The organism is Geofilum rubicundum JCM 15548, from assembly GCF_000974365.1.
In the GTDB taxonomy this organism is placed as follows: Bacteria; Bacteroidota; Bacteroidia; order Bacteroidales; family Marinilabiliaceae; genus Geofilum; species Geofilum rubicundum.
On sequence record NZ_BAZW01000018.1, the window covers coordinates 44,973 to 66,109 of the forward strand.

General features: G+C 48.8%; 22 protein-coding genes and 2 pseudogenes. 12 read left to right on the forward strand and 12 right to left on the reverse strand.

Going from position 1 to position 21,137, the window contains the following annotated elements; genetic code table 11:
• From JCM15548_RS10010 to JCM15548_RS10030, 6 genes and pseudogenes are all read right to left on the reverse strand, one after another.
• Window positions 1–1,215: pseudogene (locus tag JCM15548_RS10010) on the reverse strand ([FeFe] hydrogenase, group A); the annotation flags it as partial.
• Window positions 1,155–1,541, reverse strand: coding sequence for a 2Fe-2S iron-sulfur cluster-binding protein (locus JCM15548_RS23705; protein WP_227625672.1), 387 nt, complete (start codon window positions 1,539–1,541; stop codon window positions 1,155–1,157). The gene JCM15548_RS23705 and the pseudogene JCM15548_RS10010, both read right to left, overlap by 61 nt.
• A 44-nt stretch (window positions 1,542–1,585) precedes the next feature.
• Window positions 1,586–2,764, reverse strand: coding sequence for an NADH-ubiquinone oxidoreductase-F iron-sulfur binding region domain-containing protein (locus JCM15548_RS10015; protein ID WP_062124898.1), 1,179 nt, complete (start codon window positions 2,762–2,764; stop codon window positions 1,586–1,588).
• A gap of 42 nt (window positions 2,765–2,806) precedes the next feature.
• Window positions 2,807–3,283, reverse strand: a complete 477-nt coding sequence (locus JCM15548_RS10020) for an NADH-quinone oxidoreductase subunit NuoE family protein (protein ID WP_062124900.1) — start codon at window positions 3,281–3,283, stop codon at window positions 2,807–2,809.
• 264 nt (window positions 3,284–3,547) lie between these two features.
• On the reverse strand, window positions 3,548–4,030 hold the full coding sequence (locus JCM15548_RS10025; RefSeq protein WP_062124902.1) for a TspO/MBR family protein: 483 nt from the start codon (window positions 4,028–4,030) through the stop codon (window positions 3,548–3,550).
• Between the two features lie 10 nt (window positions 4,031–4,040).
• Complete coding sequence (locus JCM15548_RS10030; RefSeq protein ID WP_062124904.1) at window positions 4,041–4,238, reverse strand: hypothetical protein; 198 nt, start codon at window positions 4,236–4,238, stop codon at window positions 4,041–4,043.
• Window positions 4,239–4,542: 304 nt separating this feature from the next.
• Between JCM15548_RS10030 and JCM15548_RS10035 the strand changes: the two genes are divergently transcribed.
• The 9 genes and pseudogenes from JCM15548_RS10035 to JCM15548_RS10060 form a co-directional block, all read left to right on the forward strand.
• Complete coding sequence (locus JCM15548_RS10035) at window positions 4,543–5,139, forward strand: TetR/AcrR family transcriptional regulator (RefSeq protein ID WP_062124906.1); 597 nt, start codon at window positions 4,543–4,545, stop codon at window positions 5,137–5,139.
• A complete protein-coding gene (locus tag JCM15548_RS10040) occupies window positions 5,127–6,263 on the forward strand; it encodes a hypothetical protein (protein ID WP_157482629.1) in 1,137 nt (378 codons plus the stop codon). Before JCM15548_RS10035 ends, JCM15548_RS10040 begins: the two co-directional genes overlap by 13 nt.
• 237 nt (window positions 6,264–6,500) lie before the next feature.
• Entirely contained in the window at window positions 6,501–7,202 is a 702-nt protein-coding gene (locus tag JCM15548_RS10045) for an ABC transporter ATP-binding protein (RefSeq protein ID WP_062124929.1), read from the forward strand.
• A 3-nt stretch (window positions 7,203–7,205) separates the two neighbouring features.
• Complete coding sequence (locus JCM15548_RS10050) at window positions 7,206–8,381, forward strand: ABC transporter permease (protein ID WP_062124910.1); 1,176 nt, start codon at window positions 7,206–7,208, stop codon at window positions 8,379–8,381.
• Window positions 8,378–8,905, forward strand: a complete 528-nt coding sequence (locus tag JCM15548_RS23710) for a hypothetical protein (RefSeq protein ID WP_227625673.1) — start codon at window positions 8,378–8,380, stop codon at window positions 8,903–8,905. Before JCM15548_RS10050 ends, JCM15548_RS23710 begins: the two co-directional genes overlap by 4 nt.
• Entirely contained in the window at window positions 8,872–9,495 is a 624-nt protein-coding gene (locus tag JCM15548_RS23715) for an ABC transporter permease (protein WP_227625674.1), read from the forward strand. Before JCM15548_RS23710 ends, JCM15548_RS23715 begins: the two co-directional genes overlap by 34 nt.
• Entirely contained in the window at window positions 9,492–9,650 is a 159-nt protein-coding gene (locus tag JCM15548_RS23720; protein WP_227625675.1) for a hypothetical protein, read from the forward strand. Before JCM15548_RS23715 ends, JCM15548_RS23720 begins: the two co-directional genes overlap by 4 nt.
• A 141-nt stretch (window positions 9,651–9,791) precedes the next feature.
• The gene (locus JCM15548_RS23725) at window positions 9,792–9,998 is read left to right on the forward strand and encodes a hypothetical protein (protein WP_227625676.1); all 207 of its coding nucleotides are present in this window, start codon (window positions 9,792–9,794) and stop codon (window positions 9,996–9,998) included.
• A gap of 11 nt (window positions 9,999–10,009) precedes the next feature.
• Window positions 10,010–10,546: pseudogene (locus JCM15548_RS10060) on the forward strand (outer membrane lipoprotein-sorting protein); the annotation flags it as partial.
• A 13-nt stretch (window positions 10,547–10,559) separates the two neighbouring features.
• Here JCM15548_RS10060 and JCM15548_RS10065 read toward each other — a convergent pair.
• The 3 genes from JCM15548_RS10065 to JCM15548_RS10075 form a co-directional block, all read right to left on the reverse strand.
• Window positions 10,560–11,072 carry a DUF1858 domain-containing protein gene (locus JCM15548_RS10065; protein WP_062124912.1) on the reverse strand — a complete coding sequence of 171 codons (513 nt, stop codon included), beginning with the start codon at window positions 11,070–11,072 and terminating at the stop codon, window positions 10,560–10,562.
• A 9-nt stretch (window positions 11,073–11,081) separates the two neighbouring features.
• Window positions 11,082–12,311, reverse strand: a complete 1,230-nt coding sequence (locus tag JCM15548_RS10070) for a DUF438 domain-containing protein (protein ID WP_062124914.1) — start codon at window positions 12,309–12,311, stop codon at window positions 11,082–11,084.
• A gap of 123 nt (window positions 12,312–12,434) precedes the next feature.
• Window positions 12,435–13,784, reverse strand: coding sequence for a Gfo/Idh/MocA family protein (locus JCM15548_RS10075; RefSeq protein ID WP_227625677.1), 1,350 nt, complete (start codon window positions 13,782–13,784; stop codon window positions 12,435–12,437).
• Between the two features lie 168 nt (window positions 13,785–13,952).
• On the opposite strand from JCM15548_RS10075, the gene JCM15548_RS10080 reads away from it, so the two are divergent.
• From JCM15548_RS10080 to hrpB, 3 genes are all read left to right on the forward strand, one after another.
• Window positions 13,953–14,618 (forward strand): AlbA family DNA-binding domain-containing protein, encoded by a 666-nt coding sequence (locus JCM15548_RS10080; RefSeq protein WP_062124918.1) that lies wholly within the window; start codon window positions 13,953–13,955, stop codon window positions 14,616–14,618.
• A gap of 129 nt (window positions 14,619–14,747) precedes the next feature.
• Window positions 14,748–14,912 (forward strand): hypothetical protein, encoded by a 165-nt coding sequence (locus tag JCM15548_RS23730; RefSeq protein WP_227625678.1) that lies wholly within the window; start codon window positions 14,748–14,750, stop codon window positions 14,910–14,912.
• Window positions 14,893–17,229 carry an ATP-dependent helicase HrpB gene (gene hrpB, locus JCM15548_RS10085; RefSeq protein WP_227625679.1) on the forward strand — a complete coding sequence of 779 codons (2,337 nt, stop codon included), beginning with the start codon at window positions 14,893–14,895 and terminating at the stop codon, window positions 17,227–17,229. The genes JCM15548_RS23730 and hrpB overlap by 20 nt, the downstream gene beginning before the upstream one ends.
• A 359-nt stretch (window positions 17,230–17,588) precedes the next feature.
• On the opposite strand, the gene JCM15548_RS10090 is transcribed toward hrpB, so the two are convergent.
• From JCM15548_RS10090 to JCM15548_RS10100, 3 genes are all read right to left on the reverse strand, one after another.
• A complete protein-coding gene (locus JCM15548_RS10090) occupies window positions 17,589–19,322 on the reverse strand; it encodes a glycoside hydrolase family 3 protein (RefSeq protein ID WP_062124920.1) in 1,734 nt (577 codons plus the stop codon).
• Window positions 19,323–19,352: 30 nt separating this feature from the next.
• Entirely contained in the window at window positions 19,353–20,537 is a 1,185-nt protein-coding gene (locus JCM15548_RS10095; RefSeq protein ID WP_227625680.1) for an exo-beta-N-acetylmuramidase NamZ family protein, read from the reverse strand.
• Between the two features lie 99 nt (window positions 20,538–20,636).
• The gene (locus JCM15548_RS10100) at window positions 20,637–20,957 is read right to left on the reverse strand and encodes a DUF3467 domain-containing protein (RefSeq protein WP_062124922.1); all 321 of its coding nucleotides are present in this window, start codon (window positions 20,955–20,957) and stop codon (window positions 20,637–20,639) included.
• Between the last annotated feature and the right edge of the window lie 180 nt (window positions 20,958–21,137).

Sequence of the window (21,137 nt, forward strand, 5' to 3'; positions counted from 1 at the left end):
ATACGCAGCAGTGCCATCCTTTACCTTTTGCATCACGGTCTTGGCATTGGCCAAGCCATGCGCTACGCATGTTTTTACCTCCACTCCTTCCAGAAAATCATATTCAGGTAAGGGCTGTTCAATTTTAATGGCAGCTTCCCGTACCCCTTCCATACCTCTTACAGGGGTAATATTGAGCCCTTCAAACGGGACTTCCCTGCCGGTCACCACTTCATAAACCGTCCGCAAGGCCGCTTCCATAACCCCACCTGTGGCACCAAATATAACACCGGCACCTGAACTCTCACCCATAAAACTGTCGTAATTATCATCCGCCAGCGTTTTAAAATCAATTCCGGCTTGTTTTATCATCAGGGCCAGCTCACGGGTGGTTAAAACATAGTCCACATCCTGATAGCCACTGGCATACATTTCAGGTCGGTTGGCCTCAAATTTTTTGGCGGTACAAGGCATAATGGAAACGCTGACCATGGAGGCCGGATCAACCCCTGTCTTTTTGGCGTAATAGGTCTTGGCCAGCGCACCAAACATTTGCTGTGGTGATTTGGCGGTCGACAAATGGCTCAGGAACTCTGGAAAGAGATGTTCTATAAATTTTATCCAACCCGGCGAACAACTGGTGGTCATGGGTAATTTCACAGCCGGATCCTTGTCCTTCAAAGCCCGGGTCAATCTTTGCAGCAACTCATGTCCCTCTTCAATAATGGTGAGGTCGGCCGTAAAATCGGTATCTAAAACGGCGTCAAAGCCCATGCGCTTCAGGGCGGCCACCATCTTACCGGTGACAATCTCTCCCGGATCGATGCCCAGAGCCTCGCCCAGGGCGATGCGCACCGCCGGAGCTGTTTGCACCACCACGTATTTTTTGTCGTTATTGATGGCTCCCCACACCTCATCAATGTAGTGTTTCTCAACCAAAGCACCGGTGGGACAGCGGTTCACGCATTGTCCGCAGTTGGTGCACACCACCTGATACATCGACTTTTCAAAAAAGGTGGAGATCTTCATTTCACTGCCCTTTCCCGAAACCGTCAATGCCCCGATATTCTGCAATTCATCGCAGGTACGGACACACCTTTGGCACCGAATACATTTTGAATCATCCTTTATGATGGACGGGGAAAAATAATCTATCGTATAATCTTTAAAGGGTATCAGATTGATGTACCCGTTTTCACCAATAATATACTCATGCGACAGGCTTTGCAATTCACAATTCCCATTCTTATAACAGGTGGTACATTCAGCCGGTGTTCCGACACGAGCAACTCTATTATCTGCTTGCGGGCATTGCGGGCTTTCAGACTGTTGGTATGAATTTCCATACCATCGGCGGCCGGGATGGCACAGGCAGGTAAAAGCCGGTCGCTTCCCGACTGCTCCACCACACAAACCCGACAATTTCCGGCGACGCATAAATCTTCATGGTGACACAAGGTGGGAATCCGTACATTAATGGTACGGGCAGCCTCCAGTAAAGTCGTTCCCTGTTTAACACTGACCGATATGTTGTCTATTTTTAATGTTACCTGATTGTCCATGGTTCCCAAATTTTTGATTAGTAATCATCGAAGATCCATCCCTCCTAATAAATCATTTCCTCCTTAAAATTCTCAACAATAGAACTGAAGGAGTTGGCCACCGATTGCCCCAAACCACACTTGGCTGTCTGCCGCATAATCTCGGACAACTCAAGAAGCTTGTTTAAGTAATCGGAAGACTTATCGCCGCGCTTTACAGCCTCTACTCCCATTAACAATTGCTGGGTACCCACACGACAGGGGGTGCATTGCCCGCAACTCTCCTCTACAAAAAATTCCAGATAATTATGCAAAACATTGTACATCGAACGGGAGGAATTGAATATCATCATTGAACCTCCGGTGGGTAGCGATACGCCTGTCAATTTTCCCTGATACCCGATAATGGTCTTCTCAAACCTTTTCCGGGGCACGCAAAACCCGGCCGCACCTCCTACCTGAACAGCTTTGGCATCCCCATCCCCAAAATCATCCACAAACCTTTGCAGGGTCATGCCAAATTCCAATTCATAAATCCCCGGTATGGGCGTGTCTCCCGAAACAGAAAACACCTTGCTTCCCCGACTGTCCTTCACGCCCAAATCGCGGAATTTTTCAGCACCATATTTAAAAATGGAATAGGTATGTGCCAAGGTTTCTACATTGTTAATAACCGTGGGTTTACCATTGTAACCGTAATTGGTGGGATAGGGTGGCTTATTTCGCGGCTCGCCCCGTTTGCCCTCCATGCTTTCGAACAAAGCGCTTTCCTCTCCACAGATGTAGGCCCCGGATCCCATAAAAATATCGACCCTGAAATCGAGGTTTAACTTATCCATGATCAAATGGAAGTCGTCCAGAGCTGTGCGCAACTTGGGCACCAGAAATTTGTATTCGTTTCTCAGATAAATAAAACCCTTGGTAGCGCCTATTATCCGACCACAAACGGCCATGCCGGTCAACACTTTATGCGGCACGCTCGAAAGAATTTCCCGGTCTTTAAAAGTCCCGGGTTCCCCTTCGTCCGCATTACATATAACATATTTCTGATCGGCCTCTACTTCGCCAGTCAGGCGCCATTTTAAGCCCGTTGGAAAACCGGCCCCACCCCGTCCTTTTAAGCCGGAAGCAATCAAATCGCTGATAATATCTTCGTTGTTCCTCGACAAGGTTTTTTCCAGAATGGCTTCGGAGTCACCTTCATTTTTAAAAATCAGGTCGAGACGTTTCAATGTCTTTGTCATGGTTTCAGATTTAAGAAAATTCGAAAACGCAGCCCACCAGGATTATAATTTAAGCGCCTCCCGACGGTAACCATCAATAATATCACGGATTTTTTCGGGAGTCAGCTCGGTATGGGGAGTATCGTTCACCAGCATGGCGGGACCCTTATGGCATTGTCCCAAACAGTTGGCTTCTTTCAGGGTAAACAAACCATCGGGAGTTGTCTGCCCGGGTTTGATCTTAAGAATACGCTCCAACTCCTGAAGAATCAGATTCTTGCCATGCATCATGCAAGTGATGGTTTTACACAGACGAATAATGAATTGGCCGCTTTGCCGGGTTTCCAAAAAACTGTAAAAAGTGGCAGTTCCATAAACATGGGCGGCCGAAATATCCAATTCCCGCGCTACCTCCACCATATCTTCCTCGTCAATCACATGCTTATGCTCATAAATATCCTGTAGAATAGGCAACAGCGATTGACGCTTTCTGCCACGCTTTGTGGCAGCCTTGTGAACAATGCTTTGAGATTCTGGCATAACTTTGAATTTTAAGCACCTGGCATCCGTTCAAATTTTCCCTTCAGGCTATTTTCTGCTATCCGAAAACAAAAAATAAAAAGTGCCAAATCAATTGGAGATTTTTTTCTTTATTTAAATTACAACATTAAAAAAGAGGGTTTTTATGACTTTTGTCATAAAAACCCTCTTTTTTATCTGGCATCCTTAATTTGAAATCTATCTAAACAAAATGGAAATCGGTATTATGGTCCAGAAGTTGGCATTTGCCTCAGGCAAAAAACATCAACTATTTAAAAAATAGTATCCGGCATTCAGCACCGTCGCAAAAGTCACCCATAGAATGTAAGGAATATTGAGGTAAGCCGCCAGGGGCTTAACCCTGTAAAACCACAGCATCATAACCAATATACTGAGCCATAAAAGCAGGATCTCCATCAAGGCCAATTGGAGCATTTTAAAATAGAAGAAGATGAAGGTCCATGCAAAATTCAGCACCATTTGAACGCCAAAAATAAGCAGTGCTCTGTTTCTATTCTTACCAGGCGCTTCCTTCCAGACCAGAAAGAAAGATATCCCCAATAAGATATACAGGATCGTCCATACAGGCCCAAACAACCAGTTGGGGGGACTGAATGAGGGTCTATTAAGCGTCGCGTACCATTCCGGAATGGCCTCCGAAGTAACCATACCGGCCAAAGCGCCCAGTCCCAAAGGGATGACCAGGGCAACGATCAATTTTAGAATGTTGGTTATTCTATCAGACATAAGTCAAAATTTATTTAGGGGAAGGTGCCAACAGACCGGCCAAAGCACCGATGGCTGCAGAACCGATGGCTGTTAATACGGTGGGAACACCCTGATCGTTGGTTATCTGACCGCTGCCCATCAGCACCAAAACGCCAATAATAATGGCCAAAATGGTCAAGCCTAAAGCAATGACAATAATGCGATAAATCCATTTGTCGGTCTGCAAAGGGTTTTGCTGTTCAAACTGCTTAACGGCTTCCAGCGGATTCTCTTTAAACTGATTTGCAAATCCGGGTTGGAGACCAATTGGTTCTTAAACTCATCAAAGGACTTAATGTGTCTTGTTTCCATGGTGTTTGTTTTGGGTTAAAAAATTCAAATGCCTCCACGCCCATTCTGTCACAAATCAAAACAAAGTAAGAAAAAACTTCCTCATTTACCAACAATTACCTCCCATGCAAAAAACATACTTTTTATTGCAAATATTACAAATAACGTATAATTTTACTCCTGTAATATAATTTACAGACATGCGTAAACTAAACAAAAAACAAGCCAGCCTTCTGAATACAGGACGCCAACTGTTTTGGAAATATGGCTTTAAGCGGGTGACCATCGAAGAAATTTGCCGGGAAGCCAACACCAGCAAAATGACTTTTTATAAGTATTTCCCCAATAAGCTGGAGTTGGCCAAAGCTGTCTTCGACAGCGTTGTTGACGAGAGTCTGGCCCATTTTCAGAAAATTTTGCATGCCGATCTGCCCCCCTCAGATAAAATGAAGCAGTTGCTAATGGCGAAAATGGAAGGAACGCATGACATCAGTAAGGAATTCCTGGCCGATTTTTACGGTGATGCCGAGTTAGGGCTGAAGGACCATATAGAGCAAAAAACACAGGAAACCTGGTCGACCATGCGTAAAGATTTTGAGCGGGCACAGGAAAACGGACTCTTCCGCAAGGACCTAAACCTCGATTTCTACATTTACGTGAGTCAAAAAATGATCGAAATAATTAACGATCCCTATCTCAACAGCCTGTATTCTTCGGCCGACCAGCTGATAATGGAATTTACCAACTTACTGTTGTACGGGGTTTCACCTCATAAGTACCCCTTATGCGTAGCCTGATATCTATAATCATCCTATTGGCCTTTATCCCGGGCATTTCCGTTGACAGTCAAAACAGTCAATGGAGCGGACAGCTTTCTGCCTGGGGCATGGTCAACGACACCCATGAGCTGCCACTTTGGATGGGAGGCAGATGGTTGCCCCAATTCAACTACCAACTCAATCCGGAAAGTGAGCGACTCTGGGATTTTGAAGCTTCTGCCAACCTCAATGGTGCTGCAGGAGCAGCGCCGTTCGACCGGTACAGTGGAGACGGCCAGATAAAGGCGTACCGCTTATGGGCGCGCTACTCTACCCCGCAACTGGAAATACGGGGTGGACTGCAAAAAATTAATTTTGGTTCGGCGACGCTGTTGAGGCCCCTGATGTGGTTCGATCAGGTAGATGCCCGCGACCCTCTGCAACTTACGGATGGTGTATGGGCTTTGTTGGGGCGTTACTACTTTTTGAACAATGCCAACATCTGGCTCTGGGTTCTGTATGGCAATGAGCCACCCAAATCATGGGAAACAACCGGCACGGCTCTCCGCCGGCCTGAATGGGGCGGGCGACTGCAACTGCCGGTTCCCCGGGGAGAGGTGGCGCTTTCCTATCACCACAGATCCACCAAAGCGTGGGCGCTTGCTGATTCTCTGGTGGCAGACGCCACCATACCAGAAAACAGAATGGGCTGGGATGGTAAATGGGATGTAGGAGCGGGTGTCTGGCTAGAATCTGTCTATCTGTGGAAAAGTGAAACGACAGAACCATTTGGGCGGCAATTAATGCTAAACACTGGTCTGGATTATACGTTTGGAATAGGTAACGGGTTAACAACCCTTTATGAACATTTATTATTCGCCTACGGGACGAAAAGTCTGGATCTTAAAAATGCCCTGTCATTTTCAGCCCTTTCTCTGAACTATCCTTTGGCATTGGCCGACGGACTCAGCGCTACGATCTTTTATAACTGGAACAGTCAGATGCTCTACAATATGCTGACCTGGCAACATGATTTTTCAAGATGGTCACTATATGCCTTGGCTTACAGCAACCCCAAGACCTACCAACTGCCTTTTCAGGCTCAGGAACAAAATCTGTTTGCGGGGAATGGGGTGCAAGTTATGCTGGTTTATAATTATTAGATAGGTTATTAGGTCGAGAGGCAAGCGAAGCGCAGTCCCGCGAAGCGGGATGAGAGGTTTGGAAGGGAAGATAGGGTTGATTGGGTAGATTAGGTAGATGGGGTTGATTGGGTAGATGGGGTGAGAAGGGTTGCGAAGTGAAACGGAGTCCCGCGAAGCGGGAATGGGGTCAATAGGTTATTAGGTCTTATTTAAATGTTGGGGGAAGGAAATATTGTTCAGAAAAATAAAAAAAGCATGGAAAAATCTGTCATTTCGATCCGGCAACTCGTTAAAAAATTTCCTGCGGGGAAAGGCGAGTTCACTGCCCTGAAGGGCATTGATCTGGAATTTAATACCGGGGAGTTTGCCGGTCTCATTGGACCCAGTGGTTCGGGAAAAACAACGCTTCTGAACATCATTGGCTCGCTGGATGTACCCTCCACCGGAGAAGCGGTGGTTTTGGGCAGCTCCATAGGGGAGCTATCGGCCAGGGAAGCGGCCCGGCTGCGGAAACACAGTCTGGGATTCATTTTCCAAAGCTATAACCTGCTTGCAGTGCACACTGTTTTTGAAAATGTGGAATTTCCGTTGTTGCTGCTCGACTACAGCGCTTCAGAACGCAAAAAAATGGTACAGGAAGCGCTGGAATGGGTGGGGCTGACCGACAAGACCGACTCCAGACCACCGAAGTTGTCGGGTGGCGAATGCCAGCGGGTGGCCATTGCCCGCGCCATGGTCAAGAAGCCCTCCCTGGTGCTGGCCGATGAACCGACGGCCAATCTGGATGCGGATAACTCCCACCATATCTTAAAAACCATGGAGACCCTCAATCGGGAGCTGAACACCACGTTTCTGTTTGCCACGCACGACGAAAAAGTGATTGGCTATCTCCGGCGCAAGATTTTTCTGAAAGATGGTCGGGTAGACAAGGAAGAATGGGTCAAACAAACACCATAAGCTATGAAAACCGCAATAAAACTGGCCTACAGAAACCTTACGGGAGCAGGTTTGCGCACCTGGCTCAATGTCATTGTGCTCTCCTTCTCCTTTGTGGTCATTCTGTTTATGAAAGGGGTCATGTCGGGTTGGGATTTGCAGGCTAAAACCGACTTAACCCAATGGGAAATTGCTGGCGGAAAATATTGGCATCAGCAATACGACCCCTACGATCCCTTCACGCTGAGCGACAGTCACGCCCCCATCCCGCCGGAACTGGCCGACGAGATAGCGGCAGGCGACATGGTACCCCTTTTGATGACCCAAGGCAGCATCTACCCGCAGGGCCGCTTGCAGAGTGTCCTCATTAAAGGCATTCCCGCTGAACAGTCGCTGCTCAAACTACCGACCCACCAATTGGATACGGTCACCGAAGCTTTCCCGGCCATCATCGGAGCCATGATGGCCCGTAACCTGAAGCTGGAGATCGGCCAATATGTGACCATTCGCTGGCGGGATGTCAACGGCACTTTCGATGCCCATGATATTTTGATTACGGATATCTTTTCATCCAATGTCCCCTCGGCGGAAGCGGGACAAATTTACCTGCCGCTTGAAACCCTGCAGGAGATGCTTTCCATGCCCGGAGAGACTACCATATTGACCTTTCGGGATGAAGAAAGGGAACGAACATCGGTTGAGGGTTTTAGCCTCAAAACCAAAGAGACCCTCACGGCCTCCATTGATGAAATGCTGAAGACTAAGGAGGTGGGACAAGGCATTCTCTATTTTATACTGCTTCTCCTGGCCATGTTGGCGATTTTCGACACCCAGGTCTTGTCCATTTTTAAACGCCAGAAAGAAATCGGCACCTACATTGCTCTTGGCTATACCCGGGGCCAGGTCGTGGGACTGTTTACCGTGGAAGGAGCCATGCACTCAGTACTGGCCGCCCTGGTCGGCGCCCTCTATGGGACGCCTTTGCTTTGGTGGATGGCTAAAAACGGCTGGACCATGCCCGTCGATACCAGCGAATTTGGCGTGCCCATCGCCCAAACTCTCTATCCTGTATTCAGTCCGGGATTAATCGTCTCTACCACCCTTCTGGTGGTGCTTATAACGACCATCGTGAGCTACTGGCCATCACGTAAAATTGCTAAAATGAATCCAACCGAAGCTTTAAGGGGGAAAATACAATGATACCATTTCTACTAAAAGGACTGCTTCGCGATAAAAGCCGCAGTCGGCTACCCATCCTGGTGGTGGCCATCGGGGTTATGCTAACGGTCTTTATGCATGCCTACATCACCGGTTTTATGGGTGATACCATTGAAATGAATGCCAACTTCTCCAATGGCCATGTCAAAATCATGACCCGGGCCTATGCTGAGAACATGGACCAGATGCCCAATGATTTGGCACTGATGGAGACGGATCGACTGCTGGAAGCGCTCAAAACGCAATTTAGCTCTGTGGACTGGGCGCCACGCATCCGCTTTGGCGGACTGCTGGATGTGCCCAATGAGCAAGGGGAAACCCGGTCGCAGGGACCGGTATACGGACTGGGTCTCGATTTCCTCTCACCGGAAAGTGGGGAAGCCGGGCGACTAAACCTGGATAACGCGCTGGTGCGTGGACAAATAATCAGTCAAAGCGGAGAAGCCTCATCAGCGAACTCTTTTCTCAAAAAATGCACATCAACCCGGGTGATACGGTTACCTTAATCGGGTCAACCATGAACGGCAGCATGGCTTTCTATAACTTCACAGTGGTGGGAACCGTCACTTTTGGTTCTGAGGCATTAGACCGGGGCGCCCTTCTTATTGATTTGGAAGATGCCCGCTACGCCTTGGATATGCAGAATGCGGCTGGAGAGATTCTCGGATTTCAGCAGGAAGGCTATTACCATGATGCAGCCGCCCTTGAAATGGCCCACCGCTTCAACCAACAGCATTCGAGCACAGATGATGAATTTGCGCCCGTCATGAAAAGCCTCAGTCGGCAAGGCAACATGGGCCTGTATGTTTCGATGGCCCAATACTGGTCGGTTTACATCTCTTTGCTCTTTGTCCTCACCATGGGACTGGTTTTATGGAATGCGGGACTGCTGGGCAGTCTCCGGCGCTACGGTGAGTTTGGGGTACGACTGGCTATGGGAGAAGCGAAAGATCATGTCTTTGCTACCCTCATCTATGAAGCCATCGCTATAGGCATTATCGGCACGCTTATTGGTACGGCTTTCGGACTGCTTTTCGCGTGGTTGTTGCAGACCTACGGCTTAAACATTTCTGGCATGATGGAAGGAGCTCCATGATGATGCCGTCGACCATTCGGGCGAGAATTACGGCCGAAAGCTACTATCTGGGCTTCATCCCCGGACTGCTTTCGACCGTTGCCGGAACCATGCTGGCGGGCATTGGTATTTACCGCAGGCAAACGTCTCAGTTGTTTAAGGAACTTGAAACCTGAATTTTTATGATCTAACACGATTATCCGCTTAAAACTTTTGAATCATTCCATGTAGATGATGTTGACAGATAAAATAAATAATATTTGTTGCAGGATTTCCTTTCCACCTCAAGTTAATTTTTAGAAATTCCCCATACATTAATGAATAAAACTACAATAATGAAATACACGCTTCTGGCTTTTACCATGTTTGGCCTTGCTGCACTGGCCCAGGCAAAGCCCACCGCTGAAGAAATCATTCAAAAAGTGGACGACAACTTGTCGTCCGACAACCGCATCATGGAAACGTCGATCACCATTCACGGTCGTCGCTCCTCGCGCACACTCACGCTAAAACATACGCCGTAGGCACGCAAAAATCCTTCACCGAGTACCTGTCGCCGGCGCGCGACAAGGGGACCAAAATGCTGAAACTCGAGGATCAGCTATGGATCTATTCCCCATCGACCGACCGCACCATTCAGATTGCAGGGCACATGCTACGGCAATCGGTGATGGGGTCCGACCTGTCATACGAGGACATGATGGACGACCGACCGCTGACGGAAACCTACGAGGCGACGATTTTAGGGAAGGAAAAACTGGACAACCGCGATGTTTATCTCCTTGAGCTGAAAGCCAAAGTGAGCGATGTGGCCTACCATTCAAGCAAAATGTGGGTGGATGCGGAGCGCTTCATACCGCTTAAGCAAGAAATGCACGCCAAAAGCGGACAGTTACTGAAACGTATTGAGCTGCGGGATGTGGAAAAAACAGAAGGACGCTGGTTTCCCAAAACCATGATTTATAAGGATATGCTAAAGGATGGAGAGGGCACCGAATATAAAATCACCGATATTCGGTTCAACGCGGAAATACCTGAATACATCTTTTCAAAAGCCGCACTGAAGCGCTAGGCTTCAGTGCCTACTACGACTTTCTACGAAGATAACTAAGTACCCCATCCTCCTTTTGTAGGGATAGCACTGCAAAACCCTGCTCCTTGAGCATATCCAGCAAAGGGGCGGGGACAAAAGGCGACTTCAGTTCTAAAACTTCTCCCTCACCCAGTTGCCGGGCAGTACTCAGAACGGCGGCCATAGGACTCTCTCCGCGATTGATCACATCCGTGGCGTCAAAAGACCGGACCACCTGGCTGTCACCCAACCAATCCGGTAACTCCGTCACCACATCCTCCGTCTCCCCGCTGGCATGCACTTCCCCTGCTTGTCCCACAGCCTCTCGCAGGCGCAGCACCAGCTCATCCACTCTTATCTGGCCGATGGTGGCCGCCTGCTGCAGGGTGGCGACTTTCCCAATGGTTCTGCGCAAAATGGGGTTCTTCAACTTTTCGAAGGCCGGCGATATGTCAATCAACACGGATTCCAACTGAGGCCACTCTTCCAACAACTCACCAATCTTTGTCTTTGGCGTAATCTGCATATTTCCGGGTTATTTGGAATAGTTGAGCAGGCGCTGCTCTCCCTCTAACTGACGTAATTTGGTCAAATCCTGTGTAAACTCAACCGTTCCCAGATATTCATCTTCCTTACCACGCATGGCAAAATATTCGATGTAAATAAAGCGCTCCTTGAATTGTATCCAGAAAGCGGCACTGTTCTCCTTGCCTGATTTAAAATCATTCACAATCTGATCCACAATATGAACACTTCCGGGTGGATGACACATGCGCACATCACGCCCCAATATGGCCCGGTTACGGGCAAATACACGGTTGGGACCGTGCGAAAAGAATTTCACTTTATCATCCTTGTCCACAAAGGTCAGGTCAATCGGCAAAACCGTAAACAAGGCAGCCAGCTCGTCCACATTAAAGGCGCCGGTTGGCAGACGAATACTGTTATCCACACCATAGGTAACCGGATTGGTCTCCACGTTTTCAGGTGTCCACTCCACCTCCGGGTCGATCAGACAAAACCCGTACTCGGGTGTCTGCTGATCCACCTGGTACCACTCTTCATCGGTCAGGGTATCCATGCTCATGGGCAATAAAATCTCCTCCTCCTTCATAATCATATCCAGCACAGCCTTAACGGCTGGCTTCACAGCTCCTTCAACCACCAAAGGCAATTCATCCAGAGTGAGTGCCTCATGGTTACTAACGGCATCAATAGCAGCTTTCAGAAATTCGCGCGTCTCATCGTGCTTGCCCCACATGACTTTGGGGGGACCAGTAATCCCGTGGGTTTCTAAAAAGGGAAACAACAGATATTCCTTGCGCAGATAGTGCTTATCCACATCCATCAGATTGTTCAGTTTACCATGAACCCCTACCAGCCACTTCGGCAGATCCGCTTGTTTGAGTTCGGGTATTTGGTCGAAAAGGACTCCCAACTCCTTGGCTTCTGCTTCAAGCGCCCGGTTTTCCTGCATGAAAAGGTCAACCGGATGCCCCTCCGGCACCTTGGCTGCACCGCTTGTATCGATACGTCCTTCCAGCACATCTGTATGCACATCACAAAGTCTAAGCACCTCTTCCACCGGCAGCCCTTCGGCGATCAGCTCCTGCTCCACCTCCACCACATCATCATAGGGAATGTATTGCAAGAGTTCGGTCAAACGCTTTTTTACCTGTTCCGGTGCCTGCCCGCTGTGCAGTTCCAAAATCATGTGCTTAAGCATCTCTTTACGCTTCTCTGAATTATTGATTAGTTCACTCATATGGCTTTGTTTTAATGGTCATCGAATGATGAAACCCCACTCTGATCGAATAGGACCTATACAAATATAGCATATAAAGAGTAAAAACTCTTTATATGCTATGTCTTTTTTCTTCCTGATTATTTAAACAATCGTCAACCGTGGCTCCAGCGAAGTCAAACCCTTGATATCAACCGGGCCACCCGTCTCAATACTTTTACGGGCAGCAATACCGGTTAAGACAGACATCACACCATCTCTGAGACTGGCCTGCTGATTCAAGGGGTCAGGCATATCCGGATCTTTAAACAGCTTATCCATCATCAAGGTATCACCGCCCCAATGACCTTCGCGTACATAATCGATGCGGAAAATCCTGGGTTTTTCATTGGTATATCGGTCTATCGGCGTAAAGGTCATTTCCGCGAAACCCTTTCCCGGGTAACCTTCAATGCGGGCTTCGAGACGACCTTTGGTGCCGTTGAAGGCGATCCAATAACCATCATAGTCGGTATCCCCGGTCAACGAATAGTTCAACAGGGTACCATTCATATATTTCACCACCGCCGCGTGCTTTTCATAAATATCGATGTTCTCTCGGAACACACAATTATCCCTGATGTAGCCATCGTGATGCTCGTTATCCACATAGAGGGCTTTCAAAAATTCATTCTTATTAATATCCCAATAATAGGGACACTCACTGGTAAAGGCACAGTTGCGGCAATTCTCACCTCTGTAGGGTCCCTTTTTGCCAAAGCGGTCCAAAGAACCGTAGGCAAAGACCTGTCGCGGCTCCGAATTTAAAAACCAGTTAACCATATCAAAATGGTGCGTGGCTTTGTGTACCCACAGAGTTCCCCCTCTGTCCCTTTCACCATGCCAGCGTTGCATGTAATACATTAAGTGACTGTGATGAATGTTCCAATGAAAATCGACCGTATTAATATCCCCTACCAGTCCGGACATCAACAGCTCTTTCATCTTTGCCCGGTAGGGTGGATAACGGTAATTAAACGTAACGATGATATGACGTCCCGTCCGTTTTTCCGCATCCAATATGGCCTGTGCTTTCTCCTCATCAATGGTCAAGGGCTTTTCCGTAATGATGTCACATCCCATTTCCATCCCTTTAATAATCACTTCATGATGGTAGCGGTCTTCTGTGGTCACAATCAAAACCTCAGGTTTTGTTTGCTGAATCATCTTTTCCAAATCGGTGAAAGTGGGACACCCGGCTCCAATATAGCCATCTGCAAATTCTAAACGTCCCGGATTGGTGTCGCACAAGCCGACCAATTCGATGTACGCACCATAATCGCGCACCAAATTCTGGCCAAACATATTCACCCCTCTGATACCGGTTCCAACCAAAGCAAACTTTCGCTTCGGCCCCTTCGCAGATTGCGGGGCCGAAGGCATGGCCGCAGCAGAATTCACCAATAACGCACCAGCTGCTACCCCTGTGCTTGTAATAAACTTTCGTCGATCCATCTTGTTTATTTTAAAATGAGACATCAATGACCACTTGGAATGTATAAATTTATTAATTTTTGCCAAAAGAAACTAAGGCGAATCCCATCCAACATGGGTGACAATCTGTTGTAATTAGGGTTATAAAATGAGATTTTTTCCGAAATTTGTCTTCTAAACAAGCACAAAGTGAGCAAGACCTTAAAAGAGCTGATTGCCGAGGGGGAACACCAAACCCAGGATTTCAAATATGCCATAAACGACTCCAAAAAAATTGCGCGTTCTCTGGCGGCCTTTGCCAACACCAATGGCGGCAGATTGCTGGTGGGGGTAAAGGACAACGGACGCGTGGCTGGGGTTTCTTCCGATGAGGAATACTATATGATTGAGGCTGCAGCCAGTATGTATTGCCAGCCACCCGTCCCATTTGAAACCGCTTTGTGGGAGGAAGACGGCAAGACGGTGCTCGAAGTACTTGTGCCCAAAAGTGAAAACAAACCGCACAAAGCACCTACCAAAGAGGGCGACTATAAAGTCTATGTGCGGGTCAACGACCAGAACATCCTGGCCAATAGTGTGCTTTTGAAAGTTTGGTCGCGCCAAAAAAGGAAGCAAGGCACCTTTTTAAAACTGACGCAGGCAGAAAACATCCTGCTCGCTTATCTGTCTGATCATCCGCACATTTCCATGAGTGCCTTTCAGCGGTTGGCGGGTGTTAACCGGTGGACCGCCGAAAAAATCATCGTCAACCTGCTGGTCATTCAAGTACTGGAAATGGAACTCAGTGAAAAGCATTGCTTATACAAACTTAGGCCTGTCAAGAAGTCAGACCCAAAAAGCAGCCCTAAACCATGATGAAATTTTGGACAGGCACCCATTATTTCTCTGGCATACGGATATCGATGCGGGGTATATGCGCTCATGCAATTAATTTGATTAAATATTTTCAGACTATACTAAAAGCCGGACCGGCACAAAAGCTATATGACTTTCTCTTACCATTCCATATCCCTGCCCATCGTGGACGTCATTCCAGAGATCAAATCTTCTCTGGAAATCCATCCTTCGATCATCATCAGCGCTCCGCCGGGAGCCGGGAAAAGCACGCTCTTACCTTTGGCCCTGCTGGATGAGCTGGCTCGGGAATAAGAAAATTCTGATGCTGGAGCCGCGGCGACTGGCGGCACGAACCATAGCCATGCGCATGGCCGATTTACTGGGCGAGAAGGTGGGGGAAACGGTGGGATACCGCATTCGTTTCGACCATAAAGTCAGCGCCCGAACACGCATCGAGGTGGTCACCGAAGGTATTCTTACCCGCATGCTGCAAAGTGACAATGCGCTGGAAAAGGTGGGATTGGTGATTTTTGACGAGTACCATGAACGCAGTATTTATGCTGATATAGCCCTGGTGCTGTGTCGCGAAAGCCAGCAAATACTGCGGCCAGATATGCGATTGGTGGTGATGTCCGCCACGTTCAACATACCCCAGCTCTCGGACATACTAAAGGCACCGGTGGTCGAGAGCCAGGGCAGGCAATACCCGGTAGAGATAAGGCATACCGGTCAACGCGACCTGATGCTCTTGCCTGAAATGACGGCCCGCGTCATTTCACAAGCGGTAAACAATGACAAAGGAGACATCCTGGCCTTTCTTCCCGGGGAAGGAGAAATCCGTCAATGTGAGGCGATACTAAGGCAGCAACTTAAAAACATATCCATACATCCCTTGTATGGACAACTGCCGCCAGCCGCCCAAATGGCAGCCATTCTGCCCCACCGGCAGGGACTGCGAAAGGTGGTGCTGGCCACCTCCATAGCGGAGACGAGTCTGACCATCGAAGGCGTGTCCATCGTGGTGGACAGCGGCTATGGGCGTACCATGCGCTTTGATGCGGGGACGGGCTTGTCGCGACTGACGACCATTGAAATCTCGCGCGATATGGCCGACCAGCGGGCGGGACGTGCGGGGCGACTGGGTCCCGGCAAGTGCTACCGCATGTGGAGTCTGGCAGACGACAGCCGCCTGCAGGAACATCGACTTCCGGAAATAACGGAGTCGGACCTGGCACCCATGATGCTGGACATGGCCATATGGGGCATCACCGACATCCGGCAATTGCCATGGCCCACCGAACCTCCCCGGGGACACGTGGCTCAGGCCATCGACACTTTGCATCAATTGGGGGCATTGGAAAATGGAAAGATCACCCCGCATGGCAAAGAAATGGCCCAACTGCCTTGCCATCCCCGACTGGCACACATGCTCATCATGGCAAAACAATCCGGCCAACTTCAGCTGGCCACAGATTTGGCTGCCCTGTTGGAGGAGCGCGACCCCATGCCGCGGGACACCGGCATCGACGTCAACTTAAGAATTGAGATGCTGCGTAGGGTCCGCCAGCAAAAAAGGGAGGTCCGCGGCTGGAATCGGATCATTCAAGTGGCAGATTCCTACCGCCAAATATTCAAGAACCAGGTCGACAATGGGCCTTTCGACCCCTTTGAGACGGGCCTGCTGCTGGTGCATGCCTACCCCGAGCGGATTGCCTCGGCACGTCCCGGCAACAATGCCCAATTCCAGCTTTCCAATGGCAGCTATGTGATGGCTTCCCATACCGACGATCTCGCGCATGAACCCTGGCTGGCAGTGGCACACATGGATGCGCGGGAGGGTACGGGCAAAATATTTCTGGCAGCGCCCCTCAACCCCAAAGATCTGGCACCCATGGTCAAAAAAACAGACAATATTATTTGGGATGGCCGCAAAGGGGGATTAACCGCCAGCACCGACCTGCGCATCGGAAGCATTATCCTGCAATCACGCCCCCTGTCTCATCCCGACCCAGATCAGGTGACCCAAACCATCTGTAGGGTGATTGAGAAGGATGGCGGGCATTTGCTCGACTTCAATGAAAAAGTACAACAATGGCAAAACAGACTCCTCAGTCTAAGCCTTTGGAATGACGATTCCCAATGGCCGGATGTTTCCACCGCCACCTTATTAGAAAGTTGCAGTGATTGGCTGGCACCTTACCTCACACAGGTTAAAAAAAATGAAGATTTAAAGAAATTGGACTTGCTTAGCATTTTACACTACCATCTGGACCGACAGCAGCAAAAAGACCTGGACCATCTGGCACCAGCGGCCATCGAAGTGCCCAGCGGATCCAAGATTCAACTCAGCTATTCAGCGGATGGCTCTGCGCCTGTTCTGGCGGTCCGTTTGCAGGAAATGTTTGGTCTGGCCGACACCCCCACAGTCAACAACGGCCGCCAACCGGTATTGTTACACCTGCTATCGCCCGGTTTTAAACCTGTGCAGGTAACCTCTGATCTACGAAGTTTTTGGAACACCACCTATTTTGAAGTCCGTAAAGAACTGAGGAATCGCTATCCGCGACATGTATGGCCGGATGATCCGTGGACGGAGAAGGCCATTCGGGGTGTAAAACGAAAAAAATAAAAATCCCGCCGAAAACGATAAGGGTCCTGCAGCACTTGCCCACGTAAAAGTTTCCTGCATTTCCAAAATTGTTTCCCCGGCGGGATTTCACTCAATGTGCCATTCCTTCAAAATGGCTACAAAAGGTGTATTTGACTCAATAATTCCATCTCGTTTAACTTAACTTTTCATACGTCTTACACCCCTTTACTGTTCCAATTAATCTACCAACGTACCATTATAATTTACAAAAGGGCACAAAGCTTACACCAAGGAGAAAACATGTTCGGTTAAGCGAAATGGAGCAATGGCTCTTCGCCAAACGGAAAGAGCCCTTATCCAAAGTAAGGATGAACACTTTCACCCAACAGACCGGGTTATCATTCACTGACCACTATTCCGCTCCCGGCTTCAAACCAGTTTTTGACAGAAACCGGCAGGCGACCATTGGCCCCGATTTCTCCATTCAATAACTTCAGAACGGCTTGTTGGGCTTCCCTGCTGTTTTGATAGCTGATCACCAAACCCGACGCCTTTTCAAGGCCCCTCCAGGGAGACAAATGGTAAGCATTGCCCATAAATACCACTAAAGACGGATGCTGAGCAGCCAGCCGAATGAGCTGATTTCGACCTGAATGATTCACGGCACGCCTTCCCCACTGACTGTCTGCGATAACCACAACATAACCGGGATACGGCTCCATGCTCTGTAAAACACGATCAAAAGCTGCGGGATCGCTGGTCGATAACTGATATACCGGGAGCCCTTGCTGCTGCATTTGCAGTGCTATAACCGGGGCTTGTCCCACAACTATACAGGCATACTCCCCGGGAACACCCACCATGGGAAGCATATGGTCATTCACCAGGACAGTTAAGGCAGCATCAGACAGCTGTTGATTTAGATCCAAAGCAGAGGGCGCATTGAGCAGACTGTCGAGGTTTTGTTTATTCATTTTCGATGGGGACGGATGCCTGGTCAGCCAATACTTAAATGCCAGCGCACGCCGGCATTTATCTTCCAGGTTGGCCCGGGTCATCAGACTGTCGGCCAACGCTTTCTGAACGGCCGCAATGCCTCCGGCCAGGTCCTCCGTAAATTCCACAATATCGTTGCCGGCAGCCAGAGCAAGGACATCCACCTTTCCGGGCGGCCCCATCGTTTTGGCGCCTTGCATATTCACAGCATCGGTAATCACCAGTCCATTAAATCCCAGCTGTTGCCGCAATAAGCCAGTGACCACACTGTCCGAAAAGCTCGCAGGAAGCCCCCTTCTGTTGTCAAGCGAAGGCACCTCCACATGGGCCGTCATAATACCCCACAAGCCCGCATCTATCATGGCTTTGAAGGGCACTAAGTCCGTTGAATCCAGCAATTCTCTGGAGTGATGCACCACAGGCAGCGTCTTATGAGAATCTGTAGAAGTATCACCATGACCCGGGAAATGTTTTCCAACGGCCATTACACCGCCATCCTGTAAACCTTTCATGTAGGCGACCGACTTACGGGCCACATGGTCGGGTAGCTCACCGAAGGAGCGGTGTCCGATGACCGGGTTGTTGGGGTTGCTATTGACATCGGCCACTGGTGCCATGTTCACATGAATGCCTAAAACGCTGAACTGTCGGGCAATTTCCAATCCCATCCGATAAATCAGTGAATCATCCTGAATCGCCCCCAGGGTCATGGCATACGGAAAGGAGCGCACCTCAGGCATGCGCATGCCCAATCCCCACTCCCCATCAATGGAGACCAGCAACGGAAGCTTAGAGACGCTTTGAAGCGTTTCTATCACCCCCACTGCGCGTTGCGGACTCATTCTAAAGAGCAAAATACCTCCGGGCTGGTGTTTGGCCACCTGCCCTTTCAAGAGCTCAAAAGACGTCCCATTATCCGGCTGCTCAACTGCCAGCCAAAACAGCTGGGCGATTCTTTCCGATTCTGAAAGACCACTGTAAACTGAATCCACCCATTGAGCAGCGGAGTCATAGATCAATCCCACCGTCAGTGGCGGTTCCGGCTCATCCACGATTCCATTGGCCGGGGTCGGTTGACAATGGGCCAAAAACACCAATCCGGTCAGGAGCAAAAAAACAATAAAGAAATGTCGCATGTATATAACGGCTAAATTTTTTGTCAATCATCAGGGATACAACAAATAGCACTCCCGCATTCGCCGATAATTTTTCAGGTCTTCTTGCCAATCGGCACGAATGGCAGCCTCCGACCAGCCAGCTTCAATTTGCTGCGCCAGACGGTCAGTTCCGGCCAGCAAATTAAAAAAACGTCGACGGGAAATAAAATCGTCCGACCGGCCCGATCGTTCGTAAAACTCAAGGAAGTAACGTAAGGTAAAGCGGTGGGCGGCCTCTTCGTTCCGCAAATCCAGTCCGTAACAGCGCTGGCCCGACTGCAATGGATGCCGGGCACCCGGTCCCGGGGCAGGGGTAAAGGAAAAATCACCATAGGCCGGATCAGGGTATCCGATCACCTGAAAGGGAAATTCGGTCCCCCTTCCTACACTGACCTCCGTACCTTCGAAAAAGCAAAGCGAAGGATAGAGCCGGATGCTTAAATCGTTGGGCAAGTTGGGCGAAGGATTTACTGGCAGGCTATAGGCCAAATCATGGCGATAATTATTCATTTCAAGGACGATCAATTCACATGTTGTACCATTTTTTAGCCAACGCTCTCCGTTGATCATCAAAGCCAGTTCGCCCACTGTCAAACCATGAACCACAGGAATGGGATGCATCCCCACAAAGGAGGTGAAACCGGCCTTTAACACAGGTCCGTCTACATAATCACCATTGGGATTGGGTCGGTCAAAGACCACCATTGGCACGTCATTTTCAGCACAAGCCTCCATCATGTAATGCATGCTGGAGATATAAGTATAGAAACGAACGCCCACATCCTGAATATCAAAAACCACCACCTCCAGGCCTTTCATTTGGTCCTGATCCGGCTTTTTCGAGGCGCCATAAAGCGAGACAATAGGCAAACCCGATGGCACATCCACACCATCTTTGATCAATTCGCCGGCATCAGCTGTTCCCCTGAATCCGTGTTCGGGGACAAAAATTCGTTGCACATCCACCCCCAAAGCCAACATGGTATCCAGCAAATGCACGCCTTTGACCACTGAGGTATGGTTGACCAGCAGGCCTACCTTCTTGCCTTCCAGCATAGGAAACCAGCTGGCACTTTGCTCAGCCCCCAGCTCCAACCCACAGGGATCTTCAATTTCATGACCGGCCACATAGACCGGCAAAAAAAACAAAAGTACAAGCATCCATTTGACAGGCAACAGTTTAGTATATGTCATCACAGTGTCCGGTTTAGTTTTGTCATCCGTCATCCACATTCTGTTTAAGGGAATGATTAGAATTTAGTAACCCCCCTTTGGCCGGCGGACTTGTTCCCCTTAAGCTTGTCCTCCGGGCCCGCCAAAAACCATGGGATTAAACCCGGCTGGTCCTTCCTTAATATCCTTAACCGGTCCAAATTGCTTTTCAAATCGGGTAATGTTATCCTGCAAAGCGTGCAAAAGCCTTTTGGCATGTTCAGGCGTTAATACAATACGCGATTTCACCTGTGCTTTAGGAACACCAGGCATTACACGCACAAAATCCAAAACAAACTCGGAAGGAGAGTGACTAATAATGGCCAAATTGGAGTAAATACCCTGGCCGATTTCTTCATTCAATTCAATTTTCAATTGTTGCTTCTTATTAGGATCTTCCATGACAATTTATTGATTTATATTTTTACTCGTATAAAAAGTTATTAATTACTTCAAGCAATGGTGCTCTAAAGATATTCATTTTTAGCGACCCTGTCTACAAACCTACAAAAAAGGCCACCTGCTATTAGCAGATGGCCCCTTCTGATATTAATATAGAAAATTCCTATTCGTAAACTTCCC